Source organism: Methanobacterium spitsbergense (assembly GCF_019931065.1).
In the GTDB taxonomy this organism is placed as follows: domain Archaea; phylum Methanobacteriota; class Methanobacteria; order Methanobacteriales; family Methanobacteriaceae; genus Methanobacterium_B; species Methanobacterium_B spitsbergense.
In genome coordinates, this window is record NZ_JAIOUQ010000001.1 from 31,743 (window position 1) to 52,815 (window position 21,073).

20 protein-coding genes are annotated in these 21,073 nt (G+C 26.9%); 7 read left to right on the forward strand and 13 right to left on the reverse strand.

What is annotated here, in order from left to right:
• Positions 1-103: 103 nt before the first annotated feature.
• The 3 genes from K8N75_RS00175 to K8N75_RS00185 are packed head-to-tail and all read right to left on the reverse strand — an operon-like array spanning position 104 to position 1,967.
• On the reverse strand, positions 104-1,153 hold the full coding sequence (locus K8N75_RS00175; RefSeq protein WP_223790155.1) for a radical SAM/SPASM domain-containing protein: 1,050 nt from the start codon (positions 1,151-1,153) through the stop codon (positions 104-106).
• A 7-nt stretch (positions 1,154-1,160) separates the two neighbouring features.
• Positions 1,161-1,553, reverse strand: coding sequence for a hypothetical protein (locus K8N75_RS00180; protein WP_223790156.1), 393 nt, complete (start codon positions 1,551-1,553; stop codon positions 1,161-1,163).
• Positions 1,554-1,580: 27 nt separating this feature from the next.
• A complete protein-coding gene (locus K8N75_RS00185; RefSeq protein WP_223790157.1) occupies positions 1,581-1,967 on the reverse strand; it encodes a hypothetical protein in 387 nt (128 codons plus the stop codon).
• Positions 1,968-2,260: 293 nt separating this feature from the next.
• Between K8N75_RS00185 and K8N75_RS00190 the strand changes: the two genes are divergently transcribed.
• Together K8N75_RS00190 and K8N75_RS00195 are read left to right on the forward strand one after the other, a co-directional pair.
• Complete coding sequence (locus tag K8N75_RS00190; RefSeq protein ID WP_223790158.1) at positions 2,261-3,181, forward strand: hypothetical protein; 921 nt, start codon at positions 2,261-2,263, stop codon at positions 3,179-3,181.
• A 598-nt stretch (positions 3,182-3,779) separates the two neighbouring features.
• Complete coding sequence (locus tag K8N75_RS00195) at positions 3,780-4,976, forward strand: hypothetical protein (protein WP_223790159.1); 1,197 nt, start codon at positions 3,780-3,782, stop codon at positions 4,974-4,976.
• A 15-nt stretch (positions 4,977-4,991) separates the two neighbouring features.
• On the opposite strand, the gene K8N75_RS00200 is transcribed toward K8N75_RS00195, so the two are convergent.
• Positions 4,992-5,177: a hypothetical protein gene (locus K8N75_RS00200; protein ID WP_223790160.1), complete on the reverse strand. Its 186-nt coding sequence runs from the start codon at positions 5,175-5,177 to the stop codon at positions 4,992-4,994.
• Between the two features lie 27 nt (positions 5,178-5,204).
• A complete protein-coding gene (locus K8N75_RS00205; RefSeq protein WP_223790161.1) occupies positions 5,205-5,678 on the reverse strand; it encodes a hypothetical protein in 474 nt (157 codons plus the stop codon).
• 279 nt (positions 5,679-5,957) lie between these two features.
• Here K8N75_RS00205 and K8N75_RS00210 point away from each other — a divergent pair, with 279 nt between their 5' ends.
• Positions 5,958-6,455 carry a thermonuclease family protein gene (locus tag K8N75_RS00210; protein ID WP_255590746.1) on the forward strand — a complete coding sequence of 166 codons (498 nt, stop codon included), beginning with the start codon at positions 5,958-5,960 and terminating at the stop codon, positions 6,453-6,455.
• 71 nt (positions 6,456-6,526) lie between these two features.
• On the opposite strand, the gene K8N75_RS00215 is transcribed toward K8N75_RS00210, so the two are convergent.
• The 3 genes from K8N75_RS00215 to K8N75_RS00225 all read right to left on the reverse strand — a co-directional run bounded on the left by K8N75_RS00215 (position 6,527) and on the right by K8N75_RS00225 (position 8,399).
• Positions 6,527-6,739, reverse strand: coding sequence for a histone family protein (locus K8N75_RS00215; protein ID WP_223790162.1), 213 nt, complete (start codon positions 6,737-6,739; stop codon positions 6,527-6,529).
• A 208-nt stretch (positions 6,740-6,947) separates the two neighbouring features.
• Complete coding sequence (locus K8N75_RS00220) at positions 6,948-7,181, reverse strand: hypothetical protein (RefSeq protein WP_223790163.1); 234 nt, start codon at positions 7,179-7,181, stop codon at positions 6,948-6,950.
• 111 nt (positions 7,182-7,292) lie between these two features.
• Positions 7,293-8,399 (reverse strand): AlbA family DNA-binding domain-containing protein, encoded by a 1,107-nt coding sequence (locus K8N75_RS00225; RefSeq protein ID WP_223790164.1) that lies wholly within the window; start codon positions 8,397-8,399, stop codon positions 7,293-7,295.
• 170 nt (positions 8,400-8,569) lie between these two features.
• Between K8N75_RS00225 and K8N75_RS00230 the strand changes: the two genes are divergently transcribed.
• Both K8N75_RS00230 and K8N75_RS00235 read left to right on the forward strand, forming a co-directional pair.
• A complete protein-coding gene (locus K8N75_RS00230) occupies positions 8,570-9,412 on the forward strand; it encodes a DNA adenine methylase (RefSeq protein WP_223790165.1) in 843 nt (280 codons plus the stop codon).
• Complete coding sequence (locus tag K8N75_RS00235) at positions 9,399-10,676, forward strand: type II restriction enzyme (RefSeq protein WP_223790166.1); 1,278 nt, start codon at positions 9,399-9,401, stop codon at positions 10,674-10,676. The genes K8N75_RS00230 and K8N75_RS00235 overlap by 14 nt, the downstream gene beginning before the upstream one ends.
• Here K8N75_RS00235 and K8N75_RS00240 read toward each other — a convergent pair.
• The 3 genes from K8N75_RS00240 to K8N75_RS00250 all read right to left on the reverse strand — a co-directional run bounded on the left by K8N75_RS00240 (position 10,662) and on the right by K8N75_RS00250 (position 13,027).
• Positions 10,662-11,441: a toll/interleukin-1 receptor domain-containing protein gene (locus K8N75_RS00240; RefSeq protein ID WP_223790167.1), complete on the reverse strand. Its 780-nt coding sequence runs from the start codon at positions 11,439-11,441 to the stop codon at positions 10,662-10,664. The two genes, K8N75_RS00235 and K8N75_RS00240, sit on opposite strands and share 15 nt — an antisense overlap.
• Positions 11,442-11,491: 50 nt before the next feature.
• The gene (locus tag K8N75_RS00245) at positions 11,492-11,869 is read right to left on the reverse strand and encodes a hypothetical protein (RefSeq protein ID WP_223790168.1); all 378 of its coding nucleotides are present in this window, start codon (positions 11,867-11,869) and stop codon (positions 11,492-11,494) included.
• A gap of 648 nt (positions 11,870-12,517) precedes the next feature.
• Positions 12,518-13,027, reverse strand: coding sequence for a DUF1802 family protein (locus K8N75_RS00250; protein ID WP_223790244.1), 510 nt, complete (start codon positions 13,025-13,027; stop codon positions 12,518-12,520).
• 218 nt (positions 13,028-13,245) lie between these two features.
• Between K8N75_RS00250 and K8N75_RS00255 the strand changes: the two genes are divergently transcribed.
• Both K8N75_RS00255 and K8N75_RS00260 read left to right on the forward strand, forming a co-directional pair.
• Positions 13,246-13,704, forward strand: a complete 459-nt coding sequence (locus K8N75_RS00255; protein WP_223790169.1) for a hypothetical protein — start codon at positions 13,246-13,248, stop codon at positions 13,702-13,704.
• 88 nt (positions 13,705-13,792) lie between these two features.
• Positions 13,793-14,299 (forward strand): TBP family protein, encoded by a 507-nt coding sequence (locus K8N75_RS00260; protein ID WP_223790170.1) that lies wholly within the window; start codon positions 13,793-13,795, stop codon positions 14,297-14,299.
• Between the two features lie 7 nt (positions 14,300-14,306).
• On the opposite strand, the gene K8N75_RS00265 is transcribed toward K8N75_RS00260, so the two are convergent.
• Together K8N75_RS00265 and K8N75_RS00270 are read right to left on the reverse strand one after the other, a co-directional pair.
• Positions 14,307-17,525, reverse strand: a complete 3,219-nt coding sequence (locus tag K8N75_RS00265) for an Eco57I restriction-modification methylase domain-containing protein (protein ID WP_223790171.1) — start codon at positions 17,523-17,525, stop codon at positions 14,307-14,309.
• Positions 17,518-20,613 carry a helicase-related protein gene (locus K8N75_RS00270; protein WP_223790172.1) on the reverse strand — a complete coding sequence of 1,032 codons (3,096 nt, stop codon included), beginning with the start codon at positions 20,611-20,613 and terminating at the stop codon, positions 17,518-17,520. The genes K8N75_RS00265 and K8N75_RS00270 overlap by 8 nt, the downstream gene beginning before the upstream one ends.
• Positions 20,614-21,073 lie beyond the last annotated feature (460 nt).

Genomic DNA, 21,073 nt, shown 5'->3' on the forward strand with positions numbered 1-21,073 from the left:
TAAAACTATCCAGGCCATCTCAGTAAAACTATCCAGGCCATCTCAGTAAAACTATTCAAACAATCTCAGTGCAAAACCACTTGAAATTTTAAAAAATAAAATATTAAAATAATATTTCACATAAAAATAATTCATCAAAAAATGGACATTTTCCCCGGCATTCACTTAATTTATCGCAATCTCCACAATCTGTTCTACCATATTCGGTTATACTATTCCGATAATCTAAAAATTTGTTTTGCCAAATATCTTCGAAGTTAAATTCTTTTAAATTATATTTGTATTTATCATTATTACAAAAAGAACAAGGCATTACATTTAAGTTTTCATCTATATAAACTGAGAAAAATCCGCATTCGCAACTATCTATCATGTTATTGTCTACATCGGTATTTTTCATTAGAATCGGAACAAAGCAAGCATCAAAACCAATTCTAACTTTAGAAATTGGATTATCTATCAAATTTAAGAATGAATTGAGTTTATCTGGTGATTTGATAGAATCTTGGTTATCTGCTCTTCCAAATGGTTTATGAGTTAAAAAAATAATCGCATTGAACATCTCAAAATATTTATCATATTTTCCTTCAATTATCTCAATTGCATTATCTAAAGTTTTTTCGGATATTACATAATGAATATTTGCTTTAATATCATTTTCAAATAAATTAGACCCTATTTTATATAGTTCATCCAAAGATAAATCTCTATAGGGATCATAAGAAATTGCTATTGCTCCACAATATTTTTTTGTTGATTCAATATTCTTTTCATCAAAAAATTTTCCACTTGTTGTATAATTGGGAATAATATTAAATTTTTCCTTAGTTATCTCCAAAATTTCATTAAAATCTGGATGTAAAAGAGGTTCCCCTCCACCCAATGCAACTTGAAATACTGCTCCATATTTATTGCTTGTTAACTGTTCCAATATAAATTCATAGTTTTTGATTGAAATTAATTTACCTTCAGGATTACTAGACCTATAACAGTATTCACATTCATTAGTACAGTAATTGGATATTGAAATATCTGCTAATTCCGGCCAAGGAGCCATATATGGATTTTCTTTAAAATTTTTACCCCATCTAAACGTAATTCCCGTTTCAGGAATTCCAACAAAGTTATAGCCATCATAATGTTTTCTAATCATTGTATCATTAATTATGATATACAACTGTCAACCCAATACCGTATAATAAATTTGGGCGAGTTATTACAATATTATATAAAAATTTAAGTAACGTCTCATCATCTAAATCATTTACATCATAAGTATGCATTACAAAATCTAATTCTGAATTACTTACTTCATATTCAGTTCCATCTAAGGTTATACCATCTTGAGTATTAAAATCCAATTTCAATAAATATACTTCTTCATCATCTATAATAATTTTATTTCCTTCATTTTTAATTTTATCCATATAATACTTAATAAACGGATCCATACCACTTTCTTCTAGATAAACTTCATTATAAAATGTTTCACTCATTGCTAGGATATAACTTGCTGAACTACTATTAGTTACAAAATCTCCTCTAATTTTCATAAAATTCCCCCAAATTATTATTGAATATTAAAAATAAGAACTATCTATAAGAGTTGCACCTATACCTAATAAATCCTGTCCATCAGCTATTGCTAACTTTAATAATTCATCAAGCTCATCATCTTTTATGTTGCTAAAATCTGTATCTAGCCAGAAGTTTTTTTCAGAATATCCCTCAGGATGGTTAATATCATCATTACCAAAAGTTAATTTCATAAAAAATAACTCTTCTCCATCAATAGATATTTTGTTGCCTTCATTTTTGATTTTTGATTTAATATATTTAAGAAAAGACCCTCTTTCAGAGTTGTATCCATCAAACATATTAACAGTTCTATCAAATAGATCTTCTTTCATTGTTAATATATAACTTACAGAGCTACTATTTGTTACAAAATCTCCGCGAATTTTCACAATATACCCCCAGAATATAGTTAATTTATTATTTAACTAATTCTGTAAACAGAACTAATTTTTTTCCCAATAAAATGTAATATACCGATAATTTAAATTATTAAAGCTTAAATTTTTCTATTAAAATTATCAATAATTGGATTTTTTTCAATTTTTATTAATATAAACTCTGAAGTATGGAAAACCTTTTAAATCGAATTATTCCTTCTTTTATCGAATGAACTCTTAAGTAACTCAGATCTCATACTGTTATTTAATAAAATATTTATAACTAGTAAATAATATTAAAAATCATGTTTGAAACAGCAACTGTTTTAATTTTGGGGGCTGGTGCTAGTATGCCCTATGGGTACCCATCAGGAGAAGATTTAAGATCTTACATAATTAAAAACTTATCAAATGATGAATCGAAATTAAATGAAATTATACAACTTGGATATTCTCTAAAAGATGTTAAAAATTTTGTAAATGACCTTAAAGGTTCTCAAACATATACAATTGATGAATTTATCGAATCAAGAGAAGAATTAATAGAAATAGGCAAATGTGCAATAGCTCAAGCTTTGATTCCATATGAATCGAAAAATAAATTATATGAAGAAAATAATCCTCAACATTGGTACAGATTGCTTTTTAAAAGAATGAGAACTAAGAAATTTGAAGATTTTGATTCAAATGAAATTTCAATTGTTACTTTTAATTATGACAGATCTATTGAAGAATTCCTATTCAATACAATTCAAAGACTTTATGGTAAAAGTAATGATAAATGTTCTGAAAAAATAAACGAAATCCCCATTGTCCATGTATATGGAAAATTGGGTGATTTAGAATGGCAAAATTCTATGGGAAGACCTTATGATCCAAAAATTACTTCAATGAAATTAAAATCTGCTGCAATGGGCATTAGAACTATGCATGACTATGATAAAATGGGAATCAAAAAGATAAAAAATTTTTGTAAAAAATGTAAAGAGTTGTATTTTCTTGGTTTTGGTTATGATCCTATTAACTTAAGAAGATTAGATATCCTAAGTGATATCAAAGAATTTGATGGTTATGATAATGATACAATTAATAAAACAATAAGAGGAACTGCCTTTGATTTGGGGGAGCATAATATGCGGGAAGTTTCTAGGTATTTTAATGGAAAAATTGAATTTGGATCAAATGAAGAAGATTGTGCTAAATTTTTAAAAAAGTATGGATTTTAACCCAATCAATAAATCGTCACTCAAGCTATTCAACTTCGTTAAATCGTTGAGTATATAGCGAATTCTTCGATAGCGTTCGTAATGTAATAAATTCGCTATATACTGATTTGACGCTCGTTGTAATAGGTTTCCGCCGGAGGTACAAATTCCTGATTTTAGATTATTTATTATATATGAACCTGATCAGAGTACTGAATATTGTATAATGCATTGGTATGATTACTTTTTAAGATAATAATTTAGTTAAACTATTTAAAATTTGATAAATAATTGGTTTAATATTTATAACTAGTTTATCAAACTAGAATTGGTAGAAATGAAAACTGAAAATGAACTTAGCTCATGGATGAAAAATTATATTTTGAATTTTAGAGAAGAATATGATAAATTATCTGCTGATGAAAAAGAACAGTTAACAACTCTTGAAGATTTAAACAAACCTGTACAAGTTGAATCCATATGGATCAAAAATAAAGAATTAAATGTAGATCTACAATTCCATTTCTTTACTAAATTTATAAATAATAAAGATTTGGATATTGGTGTATCCGTCTTAGATTCAGAAAATTACATTGAATTTCTCGACGAATATCTTAAAATGGAGAAATGGAATAAATTAGTACATGGAAATGAATCTAAAATTTATATTAAAGATAGGAAATATTCAGATGAAATCAAAATTATTCTAATTAATGGAATAGAAACTTTTAAAAATTATATTCAAAATTTACATTCAAAAAGAAAAAAAACGAATTCAACAATAATAAAAATGAGAATTGGCCCAGATGCTTTTGGTTGGGTTCATTTAGGTAAAATTCAGGAAATTAAACCAGAAAATGAAGTATTCAATATAATTTCTCAAGTTAAGTTAAGAAAAAAACAAAAATTAATCAAACCAATTAATGAGAATAGAGAAAAAAAATTCATCCAAGGATATGGAACATTTTTTTATCCACCAATTTGGATTGGTGATCAATTCCCAAATCCTTCATTGAGTGATATATTATCCAGAAAACCATTAGTAAAGTTTACAAAAACCATTCAAGACATCAATTACAAAAATAAAATTTTAATAATTAAAAGTGATGGTTTTGTTGCAATTGAGGAAACTGATAGAAAAAAAGCAACTAAAAAGTTAAATGAAATAATGGCTATTGCACTCCTATTTGATATTCCGGTATCTATTATAAATGAATCTGAACTGGGGGAAGTTAAAATTGATCCTGATGATCGAAAGATTGGAAGTCAATCTATGCCTATAAATTCCATGAGAACAAGTTTAGTTAACGCACAATGGAATATACCTGTAAATATGGAATTTAATAGGATAAAAATATCAAAAAATAAAATATATAAATTATTTGGTACAATTGACAAAATTACTAATGATGAAATTTTTAAAGATTTCTTAATTTTTTATTTAGAAAGTTATACTTATTTCATGAATTATTTATACTCGCAATCATTCATAATAAGCTGGTTAATTGTAGAACGATATTTATCAATCAAATGGAAAGAAAAAATTATTGATAATATAGTAGAAAATGATAAACAAAACAAAAATAGAAAAAATGATTTAAAAAATCCGGGTCGCTGGTCAGCATACTACATTATTGAAACTCTAAGACTTTTAGGAATAATAAAAACCGATGATGAGTATAAAATCTTTATGAATCTTAAAAGAAAAAGAGATAAAATTGTTCATGAAGGTCAAGAATGTTCAAAAAAAGAATCTGAAAAATGCCTAAATTTAGCTAAACGTATTCTTAATGAACAAATAGAAAATAATAAATAAAAAGAGTTTAACTGTTTATTTATTTCTATTGAAACCGTCTCTGATTCTAGTTTTAACTCTTTTCTGTAGATCTGGGTCCAATAAATATTCGATCATCAAACATTGTGCAACCAGGTTAACTTTGAATTTTCCTGAAGTTTTCCAGATCTGTTCATGCATCGGTTTTGGTAGCAAAACATACAATCTTTTTTCATTCTTCATACGATTATCTCCTTATTCCCTTCAATTTTATCTTCTTATTGTTTTTAATTTTTGTTTGGCTTTCCACCAGGCCGTTTGGTATCCGCATTTATCACATTCTAGATAAATCCACCAATGGCCATTTCTTCCTATTAGTCTGACACCATGGATATCGGGGAACATTTTTGCTATTCCTTTTTTGGATTTGCAACTTAAACATCCTGTCTGGTTGAATAGTTGGATTACTTTTTTATCTCTGCAGATTTCCTTATCTTCTGGATCTTTGGATTTATCCTGAAAAGTACTAAGAGGACTTATTTTTCCACAGGCATGGCACCATCCGCATGGTGTGAAATGACCCCCGTCTGTGTGGATTTTATGGTCTTCTCTCATCATGTCTATTGCTCTGCAGTCGGGGGAATGTAATCTTCCTGTGTTACTGTTACCAATTAAACATCCTTCATGTCTCCGATCATCCGGGACAGCTAAAACCATTTGTTCTATTTCTTTCTCACTTTTCATTTTCACCACCAATTTTTATAATAATACTAATCTTGCTACAAGTACTATTATGTCATCCGGCCCTTATAAATGTTTTGTCTTAAATTACTCCGTTTAACTTATAAAAGAATAATATAGGTGTTTAAATGTTATTAATGAATTATGTATACAATTATGTTTTTGTGACGGAGGTGCTTGCGCCGACGGAACTTTGCATCATTTAAATGGGAATTGGAAAAACATAATTTCATTATCTTTTTTAATATAGAAGATCATAAATTATCATATGGAGATAGATCTTTGAAAATAACGAGAATAATTATAATTTTGGTATTAATTGCATCTATTGTAGCAATTGCAGGTTATTCAAGCCAAAATAATAATTCTCATAATACAAATTCAATTTCAAGTAATAATAACTCCTCTAATACATTATCAAATCTAAATAATAGTCCTAAAAGTACTAAAAATTATGAAGCAAGTGGATATTGCTCTTATGTAGTTGATGGAGATACAATCGATGTGGATGGTATTGGCAGAATACGATTTGTCGGAGTAAATACTCCTGAAAGAGGCCAACCAGGATATCAAGAAGCAAAAGATTTCGTATCAAGTTTATGTCTAGGAAAAACAGTAGGTTTAGACATTGACGATGCTAAACATTATGATAAATATGGAAGAGTTCTTGCAGTAGTTTATTCTGGAGATATGAATGTAAATGCAGAATTACTAAAAAGAGGATACGCAGAAGTTATGTATATTCCTCCATCAGAATTTAATCCATATTCATGGATATAAATATTAAATTAATGGAACCCTAAAATGTCCTGCTTTCCACCAAAAACAGATAAAAAAAATTTATAGTGTTATTAACCTATTTCTTTAATTGCCAGTTCAATATCTACTGCTTTAACAGTTGTTCTTCCAGCGTGTTTTGCAAGTAGAATAGCTTGTTTGGAAATATCTTCTCCACATTGTTCTAAAACTTTTCCTAAAGCTTCTTTTGAATCCTCACTGATTCTTATATTTGCATCTGCATTTTTTATTATTCTTCCTATTGTTGCTATTGGTAGTTCACTCATATTTATCACCAAATATAGTTAATAGCCTCATTTTATTTAAACACACTGAATATTAACAGATTTCCATAACAATAACTGCTTTTCATTAAGATTTAAGTGACGTTAATCACCAAAGAACAGTCATAACATGTAAGTGTTAAAAAATAAATCTTAATCAAAATGAATATTTTTAAAAACTACTACAAAAATAAAATATTTAGAGAATTATCTATAATTTAAACTGAATAGTTCCTCTTAATGCTAATATTAATCCTTCTATAAAATAACGTACCGTAATGCCTAATAAGAAGATATAAGTAAATAATGAAAAACTAAATAAAATAATCTTTAAATATTCACTAATATAATTAGCGGGATTAGTATAGGAAACACCTAATTGAATTAATAAGTCATCTGTGTCAGAATCATAAGTATCCTTTAAATCTAATTCCCTCAGCCCCATATTATCCCCCAATATCTCTGCATCAGTAAATTAAGATCATTCCTATAGATCATCTATTACAGTAGGATTTAATTAAATGTTTTCCAAAAAAATTTCACATTAACAATTAGATTAAAGATTTAAATATGAATTATATTCACTGAGTAGTTCTTTATGAGTGATTCCATTTTTATCACCTTGGAATAGAAAAATTTGTTTAGTATGCCCTCTATTCTCATAATTATTTATTGTTATCACCATTTTGAAATCTTTTTTTTCAATTGAAAGCTTTCCAATACTGAATGTCACTTGTGGATATATAAATATCGAACTTGGTGGATATCCCGCTAGATTTCTAAATGATGAAATAGAAAAATTATCATAAGTAAAAAATTTATTTAGAGAAGATTCGATAGTTTTATCTTTACTTCCAAAATCTAATCCATTAACTGGGACATTTATTTCATTCATATTCAAGTCGAAACCTTTCATATTCTTCAAATCAATATCTGAACTACGTTGTTTTTCAATTGATGACCCTTCGATCGAATAATTCAAATTGGAATTAGATACAACATTAATACTATTATATATATATCTACCAGGTTCCAAACCTTCATTGTACAGTTTTATCCCAAAAGAATAAGAATCTTTATCAGCATGCTGTTGAAATTTTGTAAAAATTTTGGCATGATTTTTGTTAGCTAAGAGTTCTAAAAAACTAGGTATATCTAGAGTCTTAGTTTCATCTCCACGTCGGATATAAACATTATTATCTAATTTTGAATAATAAATACCATCCAAATTATTACTTCCGACTTCAATTAGAAAAATATTCCCCTCATCAAATGGTACTGGAATTATATCCAACTTAAATGGCTTGATATTAGATGGTATTGTTCCTATTTGTTTATAAATTAAATTCCTTATCTGTTCTTTATCCTTCAGAGTAGTTACGCCCTTTATTGCTATTTGATCGTTTTCTTCTAAACCCAATATCAATAATCCTACCCCTCTCCCTGAGTTCAAGAAACTAACCAATTCTGATACAATTTTATTAATTTGATTTGATTTTTTCTTTTTTTTGGAAAGTTTACTTTTTTCCTCATTAATAAATCTATCAGCATCTTTGAATTCAATTTCATCATTCTCATGTAAAATATCAGAATTTATGGCATTTTTTATATCTAAAAGATTTAAACCAGAACCCTCTCCAAAAATCTCTTTAATTTTAGACATTAGAACCCCATCAAATAATCAATTAAAACTATAATTTATTATTTGCTATTTGGATTTCATAATTACTTTTCAAATGCTCTTACTTAACTTGCTTTAATCATAAAGCTCATATTCCAATTAACATATAAAAAAATATATATATTGATTCCAAGTTTGGAAAGAGGTATTCAATGAAAAATGCATTAGTTTCTCCAGTCGTTAAGTGGGTTGGGGGAAAACGTCAATTAATCACTGTTATTCATGAGAATGTGCCGAAAGAGAAATTTAAGTATTATTGCGAGCCGTTTTTGGGTGGTGGTGCTGTTTTATTTGATTTACAACCCAAAAATGCAATTGTTAATGATTTAAATTCTGAATTAATGAATGTATATGAAGTAATCAAAAATAATGTCGATGAGTTAATACTAGATTTAAAAAAACATAAAAATGAGTCAGACTATTTTTATGAAATGAGAGGATTAGATAGGGATAAAAAAATATATAATAATCTTTCTAATGTTGAAAAAGCATCAAGAATTTTATATTTAAATAAAACCTGTTTTAACGGTTTGTTCAGAGTTAATAGTTCGGGAGAATTTAATACTCCATTTGGTCGATATAAAAACCCTAACATAATAAACGAATCTACTTTGAGGGCCGTAAATTCTTATTTCAATGAATCTGACATTGTATTTTATAATAAAGATTATGAATTGGTACTTGATTCCCTTAAAAAAGATTCATTTGTATATTTAGATCCTCCATATGATCCTGTTTCAGACAGTTCAAGTTTTACAGGTTATAATAAAGGAGGATTTAATAAAAAAGAACAAAAACGACTAAAAGAGTGTTGCGATAATTTAAATAGTAGAGGAATAAAGTTTTTACTTTCAAATTCAGCTACTGATTTTATAAAAAATTTATATGAAGATTATAATATCGCAATTGTTAAAGCAAAACGTTCAATTAATTCTGTTTCAAATAAAAGAGGACAAATTGATGAAGTATTAGTGAAAAATTATGACAAAAAATGATGATGCTTGGGTAAAATTATTTGAAGATCATGATATTTTGAATGAAATTGAAGAAAAAGGGATGTATGAGATTGAATCTTCAGAGATAAATCTAATCCGAGAATCACGATTAATGGCTAAATTTGATTATAAAAATCAATTACCTCAAATTTTTAAGGATAATAATCTTTCAATTCTTCCAATAAGTAGAGGTAAATATGTAATTTCTAGCTTTGATGTGTATCATAACTTGGAAGAAAAAACAAAAGAAATAGATAATTGTGTATTCCCTAGTTATATAGAAAGTATTGATTTTAACAATATAAAAAGTGAAACTCAAGCAATAAACTGTGCTTATATTACGGGGATAATTAGTGATTTTTTGGAAGATAAAGAAATTTATCCCACGGTTGAGGGTAGAATGACGTCCGGTCAATTTGATTTTAAAATTTTAGATACAAAATCTTCACAAATTTTTGATCTTGAAATTGATAATTCACAAATAGAGATTGATGGTGCGTATGAAGGATTAGATTTTTTGTCGTTATTCGAAGCAAAAATAGAATACCCTGAAAACTTTTTGGTTAGACAACTTTATTTTCCATTTAGAACTTTGAATGATCGAGTATCAAAGAATATAAAAAATATTTTCTTAGTATATTCCAACGGAATCTACAGCCTTTACGAATATGTTTTTGAAAATAAGGATTGTTATAACTCTTTAAAATTAATAAAACAAAAAAATTATTCTATAATTGATGGAGATATTGAAATAGAAGATATCGAAAAGATAGTTGATTCTATTGAAACTATTCAAGAACCTAAGATACCTTTTCCACAAGCAGATGTATTTGAAAGAGTTATTAATTTATGTGAAATGCTCAAAGAAAATAGATTAAGCGCAGAACAAATTACTCAAGAATATTCTTTTGATAGACGCCAATCGGGTTATTATACTTCTGCTGGAGTATATTTAGATCTAATAGAAAAAATTAGTGATAATGGAACAATTGTTTATCAACTAACTCAACGAGGAAATAGAATATTTAATTTAAACCTTAAAGAGAGACAATTAGATTTGGTTAAATGTATTTTAGAACATGAAGTATTTTTAAACATTATTAAATTATGGTTTAGAAAAGCATCTCCCCCATCCAAAAATGAAATTGTTGAAAATATGAAAAAAATTGATATTTATAATATTGAGTCTGAAAGTACTTATAAACGACGTTCTAGCACTGTTAAAAGATGGGTTGAATGGATTTTACAATTAAGAAATATCTAAATAACCTAACAATAATTTTTTCACTATTAAATCCGCTAACTTTTCTTCAGATATTTTATTTCCATTAATATATCCTATCGTTGGAGTGATTCCTGGTATTTCTGTTTCATCAAAACGCACAGGTAAAATATATTCCTCTCTTTCTTCAAATGATCTTGCTTGTGCACTTCTACGTTCGTGATTAGTCCATAATTTATCTGCATAATCTTTTGAAATAAACATTACACAATATTTGGCCTTTTTCCTGTAAATTTCATCAAAATGAGTATAAAGATCTTTACCCCAGTTTTCAACTGTTTCAAAATTATCATAAAATACCTTAATCTTTTTATATAAGAGATAATTGGCTACTTTTTCGACGTAAATTCTATCTTCCCCTGCAAATGATAAAACTACATCATAATCATATTTAGAACCAATTTGAAAATAATTCTCAATTTCATAAAAAGTATAATCTAATGGATTTTTGACTTTTTTAATTTCTACTTGAATATCTCTTAAAAAACAATCAGCTCCCAAAGCATTATTGTAAGCTTTGGATATATCTTCCTTTATCAATTCATCAACTAATTCAATTTCATCCATCGGAATTTTAACGTACAAATGCCATCCAGTTAGTGTTCGATCTCCATCAAAAAGAACATCTGAACTTTCAACTAATTTTAAACTAGAATTTTGCAAAATATCTAATGCATCATCTTTTTCGTTATAAGATAAAAATTCGAATGCAGTTTGATGAATTATTATTTCCTGTTTAGTATCCACTATAATCCCCATAAAATATTATTTATTTGATATATATTACATCTTAGGATCTAAAATGGTAATGTTTGTTGAATTATAACTTTGTCTTTAGGTACAACTTTAAGTTTAATGGCTGTTTTGTTGGTGTTGTATATGGATGCATCGAGATAGGTTTGTAGTGGTTCTTTTGTTAGTATTGAATCTATATTTTTATCTAGTAGGTGTATTCTTTGTAGGATTTTAGGCCAGTATCCTATTAATTTCCAGTCTTCATTTCTGTCCAGGTACAGATCTATATTATTGATATAGTTTATTTGTTCCATCATAGAAGTGTAAAATCGATTAAATTCATTCCTTGTGAATACGATTACTTCTTCATGTTCTTGGAACATTTCAGGTTGGGATAGTTCTGCAATTCTTCCATTGGGTATTCCGTCACTCACTCTCATATATCATCAACTCCCCTATTTTCATGGAATTGAATTTATGATATTTGGATTATAACCCTGTTGAGATAGAGCCTATGAGAATAATTCAATATAATTAAATTAAAAATAGTCAATGAGTAGTTAATAAATAGTACCTATTCACGAACCTAATCACGAACCTAATCACGAACCTATTTTTTATTTTTAGTAAATACTTCCATGAAAGAAGAAATTACTTCATAATGTATTTCGTCATAGGGCCGTATGACGAAGTAATGATTTGATAATAATAATTGAAAATTGATCTAAGGCATTATTTATCAATTTAATGAAGTTTTAATATAATAAACATAATTTTTCCTTCAAAATCAAAATGAACAAATCTTCAAAAAATTGTTATATCTTACTAATTTTGTAAAAAATCCAATTTCTAAAGATATGTATGCATAAATAAAGTAAATAAATAAACATGAAGAGAAATTCTATGAATTCATTATAGGCCCATATAATGAAGTTTATATAAAAAAAATTAATTAAATTAGTTAATATGTGATAAATATCTGATAATTATAAAACCTTAAAATTAAGATTCCTAAAAAAAACAGTTAAAATAGATCTATAGTCAAATATAAAATATGTGCCTCATCAAGTCAATATCGACTATAACCCCTAAATATCATGAATGATATTCAAAAACACATTATCTGTCAATATTGGTTCCATTGCATCAATAGAAACGTTTTTCTTCAAATTTGCATACTGAATACCTCTATTAGCTTCAGCCCAGTAAGGTTTTTTTAATTTATATACTCTTAATATCCAAATAAAAGCAGTTTTGTTTTTTATATACTTCTTAACGTGGTCTCTGGTCCAAATATAATATTTATCAGATGGTATCGAATGAATTGACTTTTCAATTATATTTTCAACTATTATACAATATTTAATTAAAACCTTCCCTTCATTCTTCTCAGGTAATAAGTTTTTTTCTACAAAAGACTGATATTTCTCCTGAAAATGGTTTAAATAGTCTTTTTTTGATGAATAACTCACAGTTGGGTACAATAGAAACTCAGAAGCATTGGTTTTATAGTTTCGAATTAAAATAGTCTGTTTTCCTTGACCTAAAGCTTCTACAGTAGCATTCCAATCTTTAAGACATTTGTTTGTACTTTTCAGTCATATCCCTCCCTGATTAATTCTGAAATCTATTATTTAGTATAATTATTTATTATATATTAATATTCATACAAGTCATAATAATAAATTTTAAGAAAAACTTATAATTCTCGTTGAACAAACTATAATAACAGAAGAAATAAGGGGGTTATAATCTGGATAGAAATCAATATTTATTTCCAGGAATAATAATTTTAGTTGTAGTTCTTGTGGTATTGGTGTTTGCTTTTGCTTTAGGGGGAAATAATACTTTCAACTCGGGAACTGTTTCATTCCAATATCCTAACTCATGGTCACAGGAAAATCAGGTCGGAAATTTCAGTAATAGCTCTATATATTCAGCTGTAACATTAACAGCTAATTATGCAGATGCTAGTGGTAAAAATCAGCCAGCATATATTGTAGTGCAAATGCAGCAAAAGACAAATGGTGCTTTGAATCTTCCTACTACCAATAATATTGTATTAAATACAACTAACTCATCTGTGGCATCCACAACAGTTAACAATGTAACTGCTTCACAGATAGGAAGTGTAGGTACTAACATAGCAACTAAGTATACTATTATCGACAAAAACAACAATTATTACTTGTTAACATATATATGTCCTAGATTTGCACTTAATCAGACGGAACAGGCATACAACAACCTTTTAACATCACTGAAAATCAATTAATTTTTTAATTTTTTTTTTATCAGCATTACACTAAATCTATCTATGTTATTCAATAATTATAAAACTAAATGAGTTTATAGTAAGGATAATGGAAATTGTAAATATTGTTGCTATTGCAAAAATGAGAGAACCATTTGATTTAGACTTGCTATTAAATAAATTAGATCATACAGAAAGAGCTCCTGTTTGGCTTAAAATGAGATTAAAACCAGAAAACTATTATATAGCATTTTACGGATCTGGTAAATTTTTAATAACAGGTATTAAAGATATAAAAATGGTAGAGAATATTTCCAAAAGAGTAATAAAATTATTACATAATGCTAAAATTAATAATACATTAGAAAATATTAAAATAAAAAATATAGTCATGACTGATGAAGTTAATCTGAAAAAATCACTTAATGATATAATTGTGTCATTGAATAGTTCTTCTGCTTCATATGAACCCGAACAGTTTCCAGGTCTATTTTATAAAGACTCAGCAGGAATAACATATACTCTATTTTCAAGTGGAAAAATAACTATGACTGGTTTCATAGATCAAGAATTAGCTAAAAAAAATATTAAAAAGTTTAAAAAATTATTGATATGAGTTCATATCAACATATTATTCTGAAATCCTTTTCTATTAACTCTATATCTGTTTCTGAAAGATCATACATTTTATAAATCAAATAATCTATTTTACTGATTATTTCAGCACTATTTTTTATAAAAGGTACCAAAATACTTAAACTCTTGTTAAATTTTCTACTAACATTATCCTTGGAATTTATTTCGATTTTATTATCTATTAATACCTTAAAAAAATCATCTTCTGATAATTCATAATATTTTTCAAGTTTATTAGGTAATTTTTCAATATTAAAATCCTTTTTTAAATAATTAATAAATTTATTTCTTTCATTCATTTCGGAGTTTTTAATATTAATTACTTTATTAATATTGTTCACAATTTGATCTTGATTATCGTTAAGGCGAATGGGAAGCTTTTCTACAGTTTCCATATTAGTTTGAGCCATTACTCTTCCTAAAGAAAGATTAGTTAAATGATAATAGTGATTTAATAATTTTGAATTGAATAAAGCCATTAAAAATTTTAAATCATATTTTTTGTCTTTAAGTACTATTGAATGCATTATATCCAAATGGTATAAACCATCAGTATCAAGAGCAGTTATTAAACTATCTCCTGTTTTTCGCATCAATAGTTTATCTTGCTTGATAATATCTTTGTCGAAACCACCAGCCCACAATAAGTCTGGATCTAAATTGATATAATTGTGACAATAATTTACATTAAAATGTGTTATTTCATTGCCTTTAATTAACCCTTTTTTCCATTTATCATCTTTAGGAGTTTTTGAAGAGATATTCTTATATCCAATACGAGGTCTTATCCCAACATGTAAACTAACTACATCTCCAGCTTGTAATGATTTAGATTCAATTTTTTCTACAAGGATTTTTGAAAATTGATCAAAAAATAACCTAAAACGATTATATTGGATTGTTCTAAAATAGTTCTGAGGATAGCAATATTGCTTCAAAATTCCTTTATTAAAAGCCTTTATTGATTTTGTACAAATAGCAGTTAAATTATTATCTTCTCGTTTAACATTATCATCTTCTTTTTTAAATATGGCTATTACAGGAAAACCTATTACTCCAACCTTCCAAAAGTCTTCTCTAAATAAAAGAATTCTTTCAATTTTGCAAGTATTCATTATGAAATTTCGTAATTTAGAATAATATCTTCCAATTAAAAAACTATCTGGGGTAATATAACTCATAAATCCATCCTTGTTTAATAAGGAAATTCCTTTATTCATGAAAATAGCATAAGTACTAATTTTATATTCTGCCGAACTAGTATAATAATCTGTTAAATATTCTTTATAAGACTTTAAAAGCTTTTTCTCAATTCCTTTCGAACCACTGACTCTAGAAAAAGTTAAATAAGGAGGATTTCCAATGACTATATCAAAACCATCATTTAAAAAAATTTCATTAAAATCAACCATCCAATGTAAGGGTTCTAATAAATCGTATTCATCACGTGTAATCTTAATTCCTTCTGATCGAATATAATCATAAAAAACACCATTGATCTTATCATATATCGGTTTCCGTATACTTTCTATAACTATTTTCAGTTGTTCTGCTTCACCTTCAGTTGAATAAGAATAAAGATCTTTAAGAAGAGACATAGCTTTTGCATAACTTTGCATATCCTTTTTTAATAGTACTCTTTTGATATCATCAATTTTATCTTTATAGTGGATTTTTAATGCATCTAAAACTACCAATACCATTTTATCCAAATTAAATAAAACACTTTGTTTTAACTCTTCTTTTGTCCATCCAACTAATGAGTTTCCCACAACAAAATTATATTCAATGTTCGGTAAAGGTTCTACATCACCATGCGAACTACTTATTAACCAAAGCCATAATCTTAATTTGCATATTTCTACTGCTCCCTCTTGTATATCTACTCCAAAAATATTATTTACTATAATTTCTTTCTTCAAATTATACCGACTAATATTTTCTTTTCCCAATTTTCTTTGTATTAGAACTTTGTATTCGAGTAATATCTCTCCCGCTTTGATTAAAAAAGCACCAGACCCACATCCAGGATCACAAATAGTAATTTGATTTAAGATTTCATTCGATTTATTTAGAATTTCTATGTTGGAATTACTTAAAAAATCATTAAAATCCATATCAGACTTGATTCCCAACTTTTCATAGAGAAAAAGAGTAATAGTATTACGAGATATATAATCAGTGACTAATTCTGGAGTATAATAAGCTCCAATTTTCTTATTACCTTTAATTAGATATCCTTTTTTTGATATTTTAAGTTCATCAAGATTAATTTCGTTTAATGTTTCAATTGAAATTACAAATTTTTCATAAATATGTCCAATAATTTCAGGTGTTAAATTGCCCTCATATTCCCCTTCTAAATCGGATATATTATCTTCGATTATCCACGAATATTTATTCAAAGGTTCAAAAATACTATTCCAATTATATTCTATTACTAAATCTTCCTCACTAATTCCACCAATTGTTTTTGGTCTAAATAAACCCCCATTTAGATAAGGAGTTTTTATATAGACTCCATCACCACAATCTAGTTCTTTAACACCTGATTTTGCAAATTGTTCAAAAAATAAATGTTTTAAATAATCCCATGTATTGGAGGAAATTTGATCTAATATATCAGAAAACAATATATTTCCTTTAATCGGTTCTAAAACAGTTGATGAATCTGTTTTTACAAATACTAAATCCTTTTCACAAACAAAATAAGTAAATATTATTCTATCAATAATATGCTGAGCTTCCATTAAAGCATCGCTATCAGATAAGCCATTTTTATTTCTGATTTCTTTCCCTAATTCTAATCTTATATCCCAAAGCTTTTTATAAAAATAATCAAATACAGCTTTTTGATCGAATAAACTATCTATTGTATCTCTTTGGAGGTTTTTTAGTACTTTTAATTTGCCTTTAATATATTCTGTAGTATTTACCATTGAATGAGGGTTGTAAATGAAGACCTTATTTTCTCCAAATGATCTAGTCAAATATATAGCATTAGTCCTATTAACATATCCCCAAATATATGTCGGTTTTAATGATTCATTGTTTTTAATTTGATTTATTTCATTATCTAATTCTTCTTTGGTATTTTTTTCAACATAGATTAAAGAACCCTCTATGAGACTTATTCTAGGATAAATATACTCTTTATCAAATTTCCCTAATTTATTTTCAAGGAATGTAATATCAAAACTAAACATTATTATCTTCCTCTTGGTATTGTATAAATGCTTTAATATTTTTTTTATATGATTCAGGATCTTTAACCCATGTTTCCATAACTTTAATCTCTTCTGGATATTCTTCATCAATTATAGTTTCTATTTGAGATTTCCATTTGTGGATTTTAGATATCTCTTTATAGAATATAAACCCTTTTTTTGAAGATTCCATATAAATTTCGTCTATAATTGTTTTTATTTGAGGATTTGTATATATTTTAGTTGAAAATATATTGTTTATTGTGCTCTTTAATGGAATAATTTTTTTTTGGATTTTTTTGAGTTTATTTACAATAATAATCTCTTTAGAATCATCCATTGCTTGATCTTCTTTTAGATACTCAATTTCACGAAATTTATTTTTTATTATTCCACAAAATAAGGATATATCGGAATTTTTATAATTTTTAATTGGTTTTAGTGGTTGCTGGATGAATTCAGCAGGATGACCATATTCATAAAAATCATTATCAAATTTATATACCCCGTAAAATCCTTTTTTATTACTAATTAAAGATGTATAAATTGGTTTAGATGGTTTAGTAATAGGTATATCTTCTGAATTGATATCATATTTCTCAATGCTTTTTCTAAGAAGAATATCAAGTTTAGATTCATCTTTTAAATTAACTTGATAAATTTCTTCAGGATTTTCTTCGGCGATTCTTCTTTTCAACTCTCTTATGACTTCACATTTGTTAACACTTTCTATTTTCTCCCTATCTTTTATCATTTGTTCTGTATCAGACCAAATACTGTAATCAATACCAATCATACTAATTATGTTTGATATTCTTAATTTCAATTTTTCAATTAGTTGTAATTCTTGATCAATCGATATATCAGGATGGAAATTTCGGATCTGAATTTTTTTTGGAACATTTATTCTAGTTGCTCTACCAACTCTTTGAATTAATCGAACAGGATTGTAGGGTAGATCGTAATTTATGACTATATCTGCTTCAGGAATGTTAAAACCTTCTGATAAAACTTCAGTTGACAATAAATGATTAAAAATACCCTCTTTAAAACTCTTAATTCTTTTATCTTTTTGTGAAGGTTTCATTATTTGACCTTCAATATTTTTACCTGCAACATAATCAATACTAAAATCATCTTTAAGATTTTTATATAAATATTCTAGAGTATCAAAGTACTCTGTGAATATTAAACATTTTTTATCATCATTTTCTTTGAGAATAGTTTTTAATTTTTCTAATTTGGTGTCGTTTCTAAAACAACTATTTTCTTTCAATTCTTTAAGCTCGGAAAGCATTTCACTAACGGCAATGATATCCTCGTTTAAATTATTTATAATTCGTTCCTTAGATTGCTCTTCAAAATCATCGTAAATAGATTTAGCAAGGTTTAAACGTTCTTGAAGTTCATTTATATTATTAAATCGGCCAAAATCTGCAGATAATAAATTATTTTCTAGAAAAGCAACATATAATTCTAACTTATTTTTTAATCTGTTCAAAGAAGTGTAAAACGAATGTATGCTACTTTCTGCCCTCTTATATAAAAGCCACCTATACATATGAATTAAATTCTTATCTTCAATATATGTAGGACCTTTCCTTTCATCCATTCTAAATTTGGTATATTCATAATTCAAATCATAAAGGAAATCAGGTAAACGATCAAAGAATTTCTGGCGGTACTCTTTAGGATAATCATAATCTTCTTTTATAACCTCTGGTTCAGGTAGCTCTTTGGTACCAGCTAATTTTAATAAATCCTCTGCAAAATATTTTCTGATCATACTTCTCGTAGATTTAACAATCAGTTCCTGTTCAATATATCTTTGAAGTTCTTGAACCTCATCAAAAAGTTTTTTTGATTCTTCAGGGGCTAATTCTAATTTATTAACCTTAGTTTTAAATTTTTCATATTTACCTTTAAGTTCTTTATTTAGCCATCTGTACTTATTAACATCATAAAACAAATCAATAAGACTATTTAAATCACTAATCCTAATATTAATTGGTGTTGCAGTTAATAATAAATATTTTGCATTAGGAGAGTTCTTTATAAGTTCAATCATATTGTTCCTGCGATTAGATACATTCCTAAGATTGTGAGCTTCATCTATTACAATTAAATCATAATCTTTATACAAAGTCGCATCAAAATTACTTTGCTGTAAATCACCAAATCCTAATGTTTCGACCTCTAAATCATATTTATCAAGATAATCATTCCATACACCGCCTTTAACCAGGTTCGAAGGACCAATAAGTAATGCTTCCATATCATTATTTTCTGTATAACGCATAACCTCTAAAGCTACATATGATTTCCCTAAACCAACAGAAGATGCTAAAATGCACCCATTATACTTTTCTAAAATATTCATTACTTGGTAGAAGTCAAAGCTTTGGAATTTTACAAGTAATGTGTTATCACTAATATCTGAGTCATAAAACAGATATTCTTTGTCCATAAGTTTTATTAAGTTTTCAAAGAATTTTTTTGGTTCGTAATAAATAAAATCATATGATTTGTAAGATTGAATAATTTTTAGAACATTTAAATCATCCGTGGCTCTTTCCCATAATTTCATGAACCATACTTTATGTGCTTTTCTTATTCCATATGATGCATTAACAGGGGCTGTGAGTTCAATATTTCGGGTCATTCCAGAAGATGTTAAATTAGCTGAGCCTACGAATACATCCATGATAGCACGAGCATCGTAGAAAAAGTAAATTTTAGCATGAAATTTTTGTTCAGTGAAAACTTTAAATTTAATATAATCTTTTTCTATTAAATCCTCTAAAAACTTTAAATATTCTTCATTATGGGCATTAAATGCATATTTTATCATATTCGTTGCATTTACCAATGCTTGTTTAGTAGTTTGATTTGTTTCCTTACCCATTAGTACAAGTATCGGTGCACGAGTACCCCAATGTTTGAGATATGTATCAGATCCGAGATTAAGTTTTTTTAAGTCTATTTTATTATATAACTCTCCGAAACCATCTAAAAAGAAAAACCCTGAACCAACATGAAATTTAAAGTCTTCTGCATCATCATGATATTCTTGAAATATATCTACCATATTATAATGTGTTAGACCATCTTTGAGATCTTTTTGATTATCTACAATTTTACTCGTATAAATCTCTCCCTTTATTTGCTTGAATTAATTGATCATTTATATCTTCAAAATATAAAATTAGTGATTTAAGATTGTTGTAGAAATTTGGGAGTATTTCAAATTGATTATATTATTATAAAATTTGAAAATATCCCTTATTAAGTTACAATATTAATATTAATAAGAATAATGTTATGGTTTATAAAGAGGGTAAATTAATTGGGGTGATTTTATCAACAAAGAATGTGAAAATTATTTAATAGAATTAGGCAAATTAATTAAAGCAATTAAGAGTTTAAGTGGTTATTATGCTCTTAATGAAATTACTGAATTTGAAAATCATTATAATAAGGTTTATAATTCAATTAATGATTCTATTACTCGAATAAATGACAATTGTTCTTTAAACTTTAAACATACA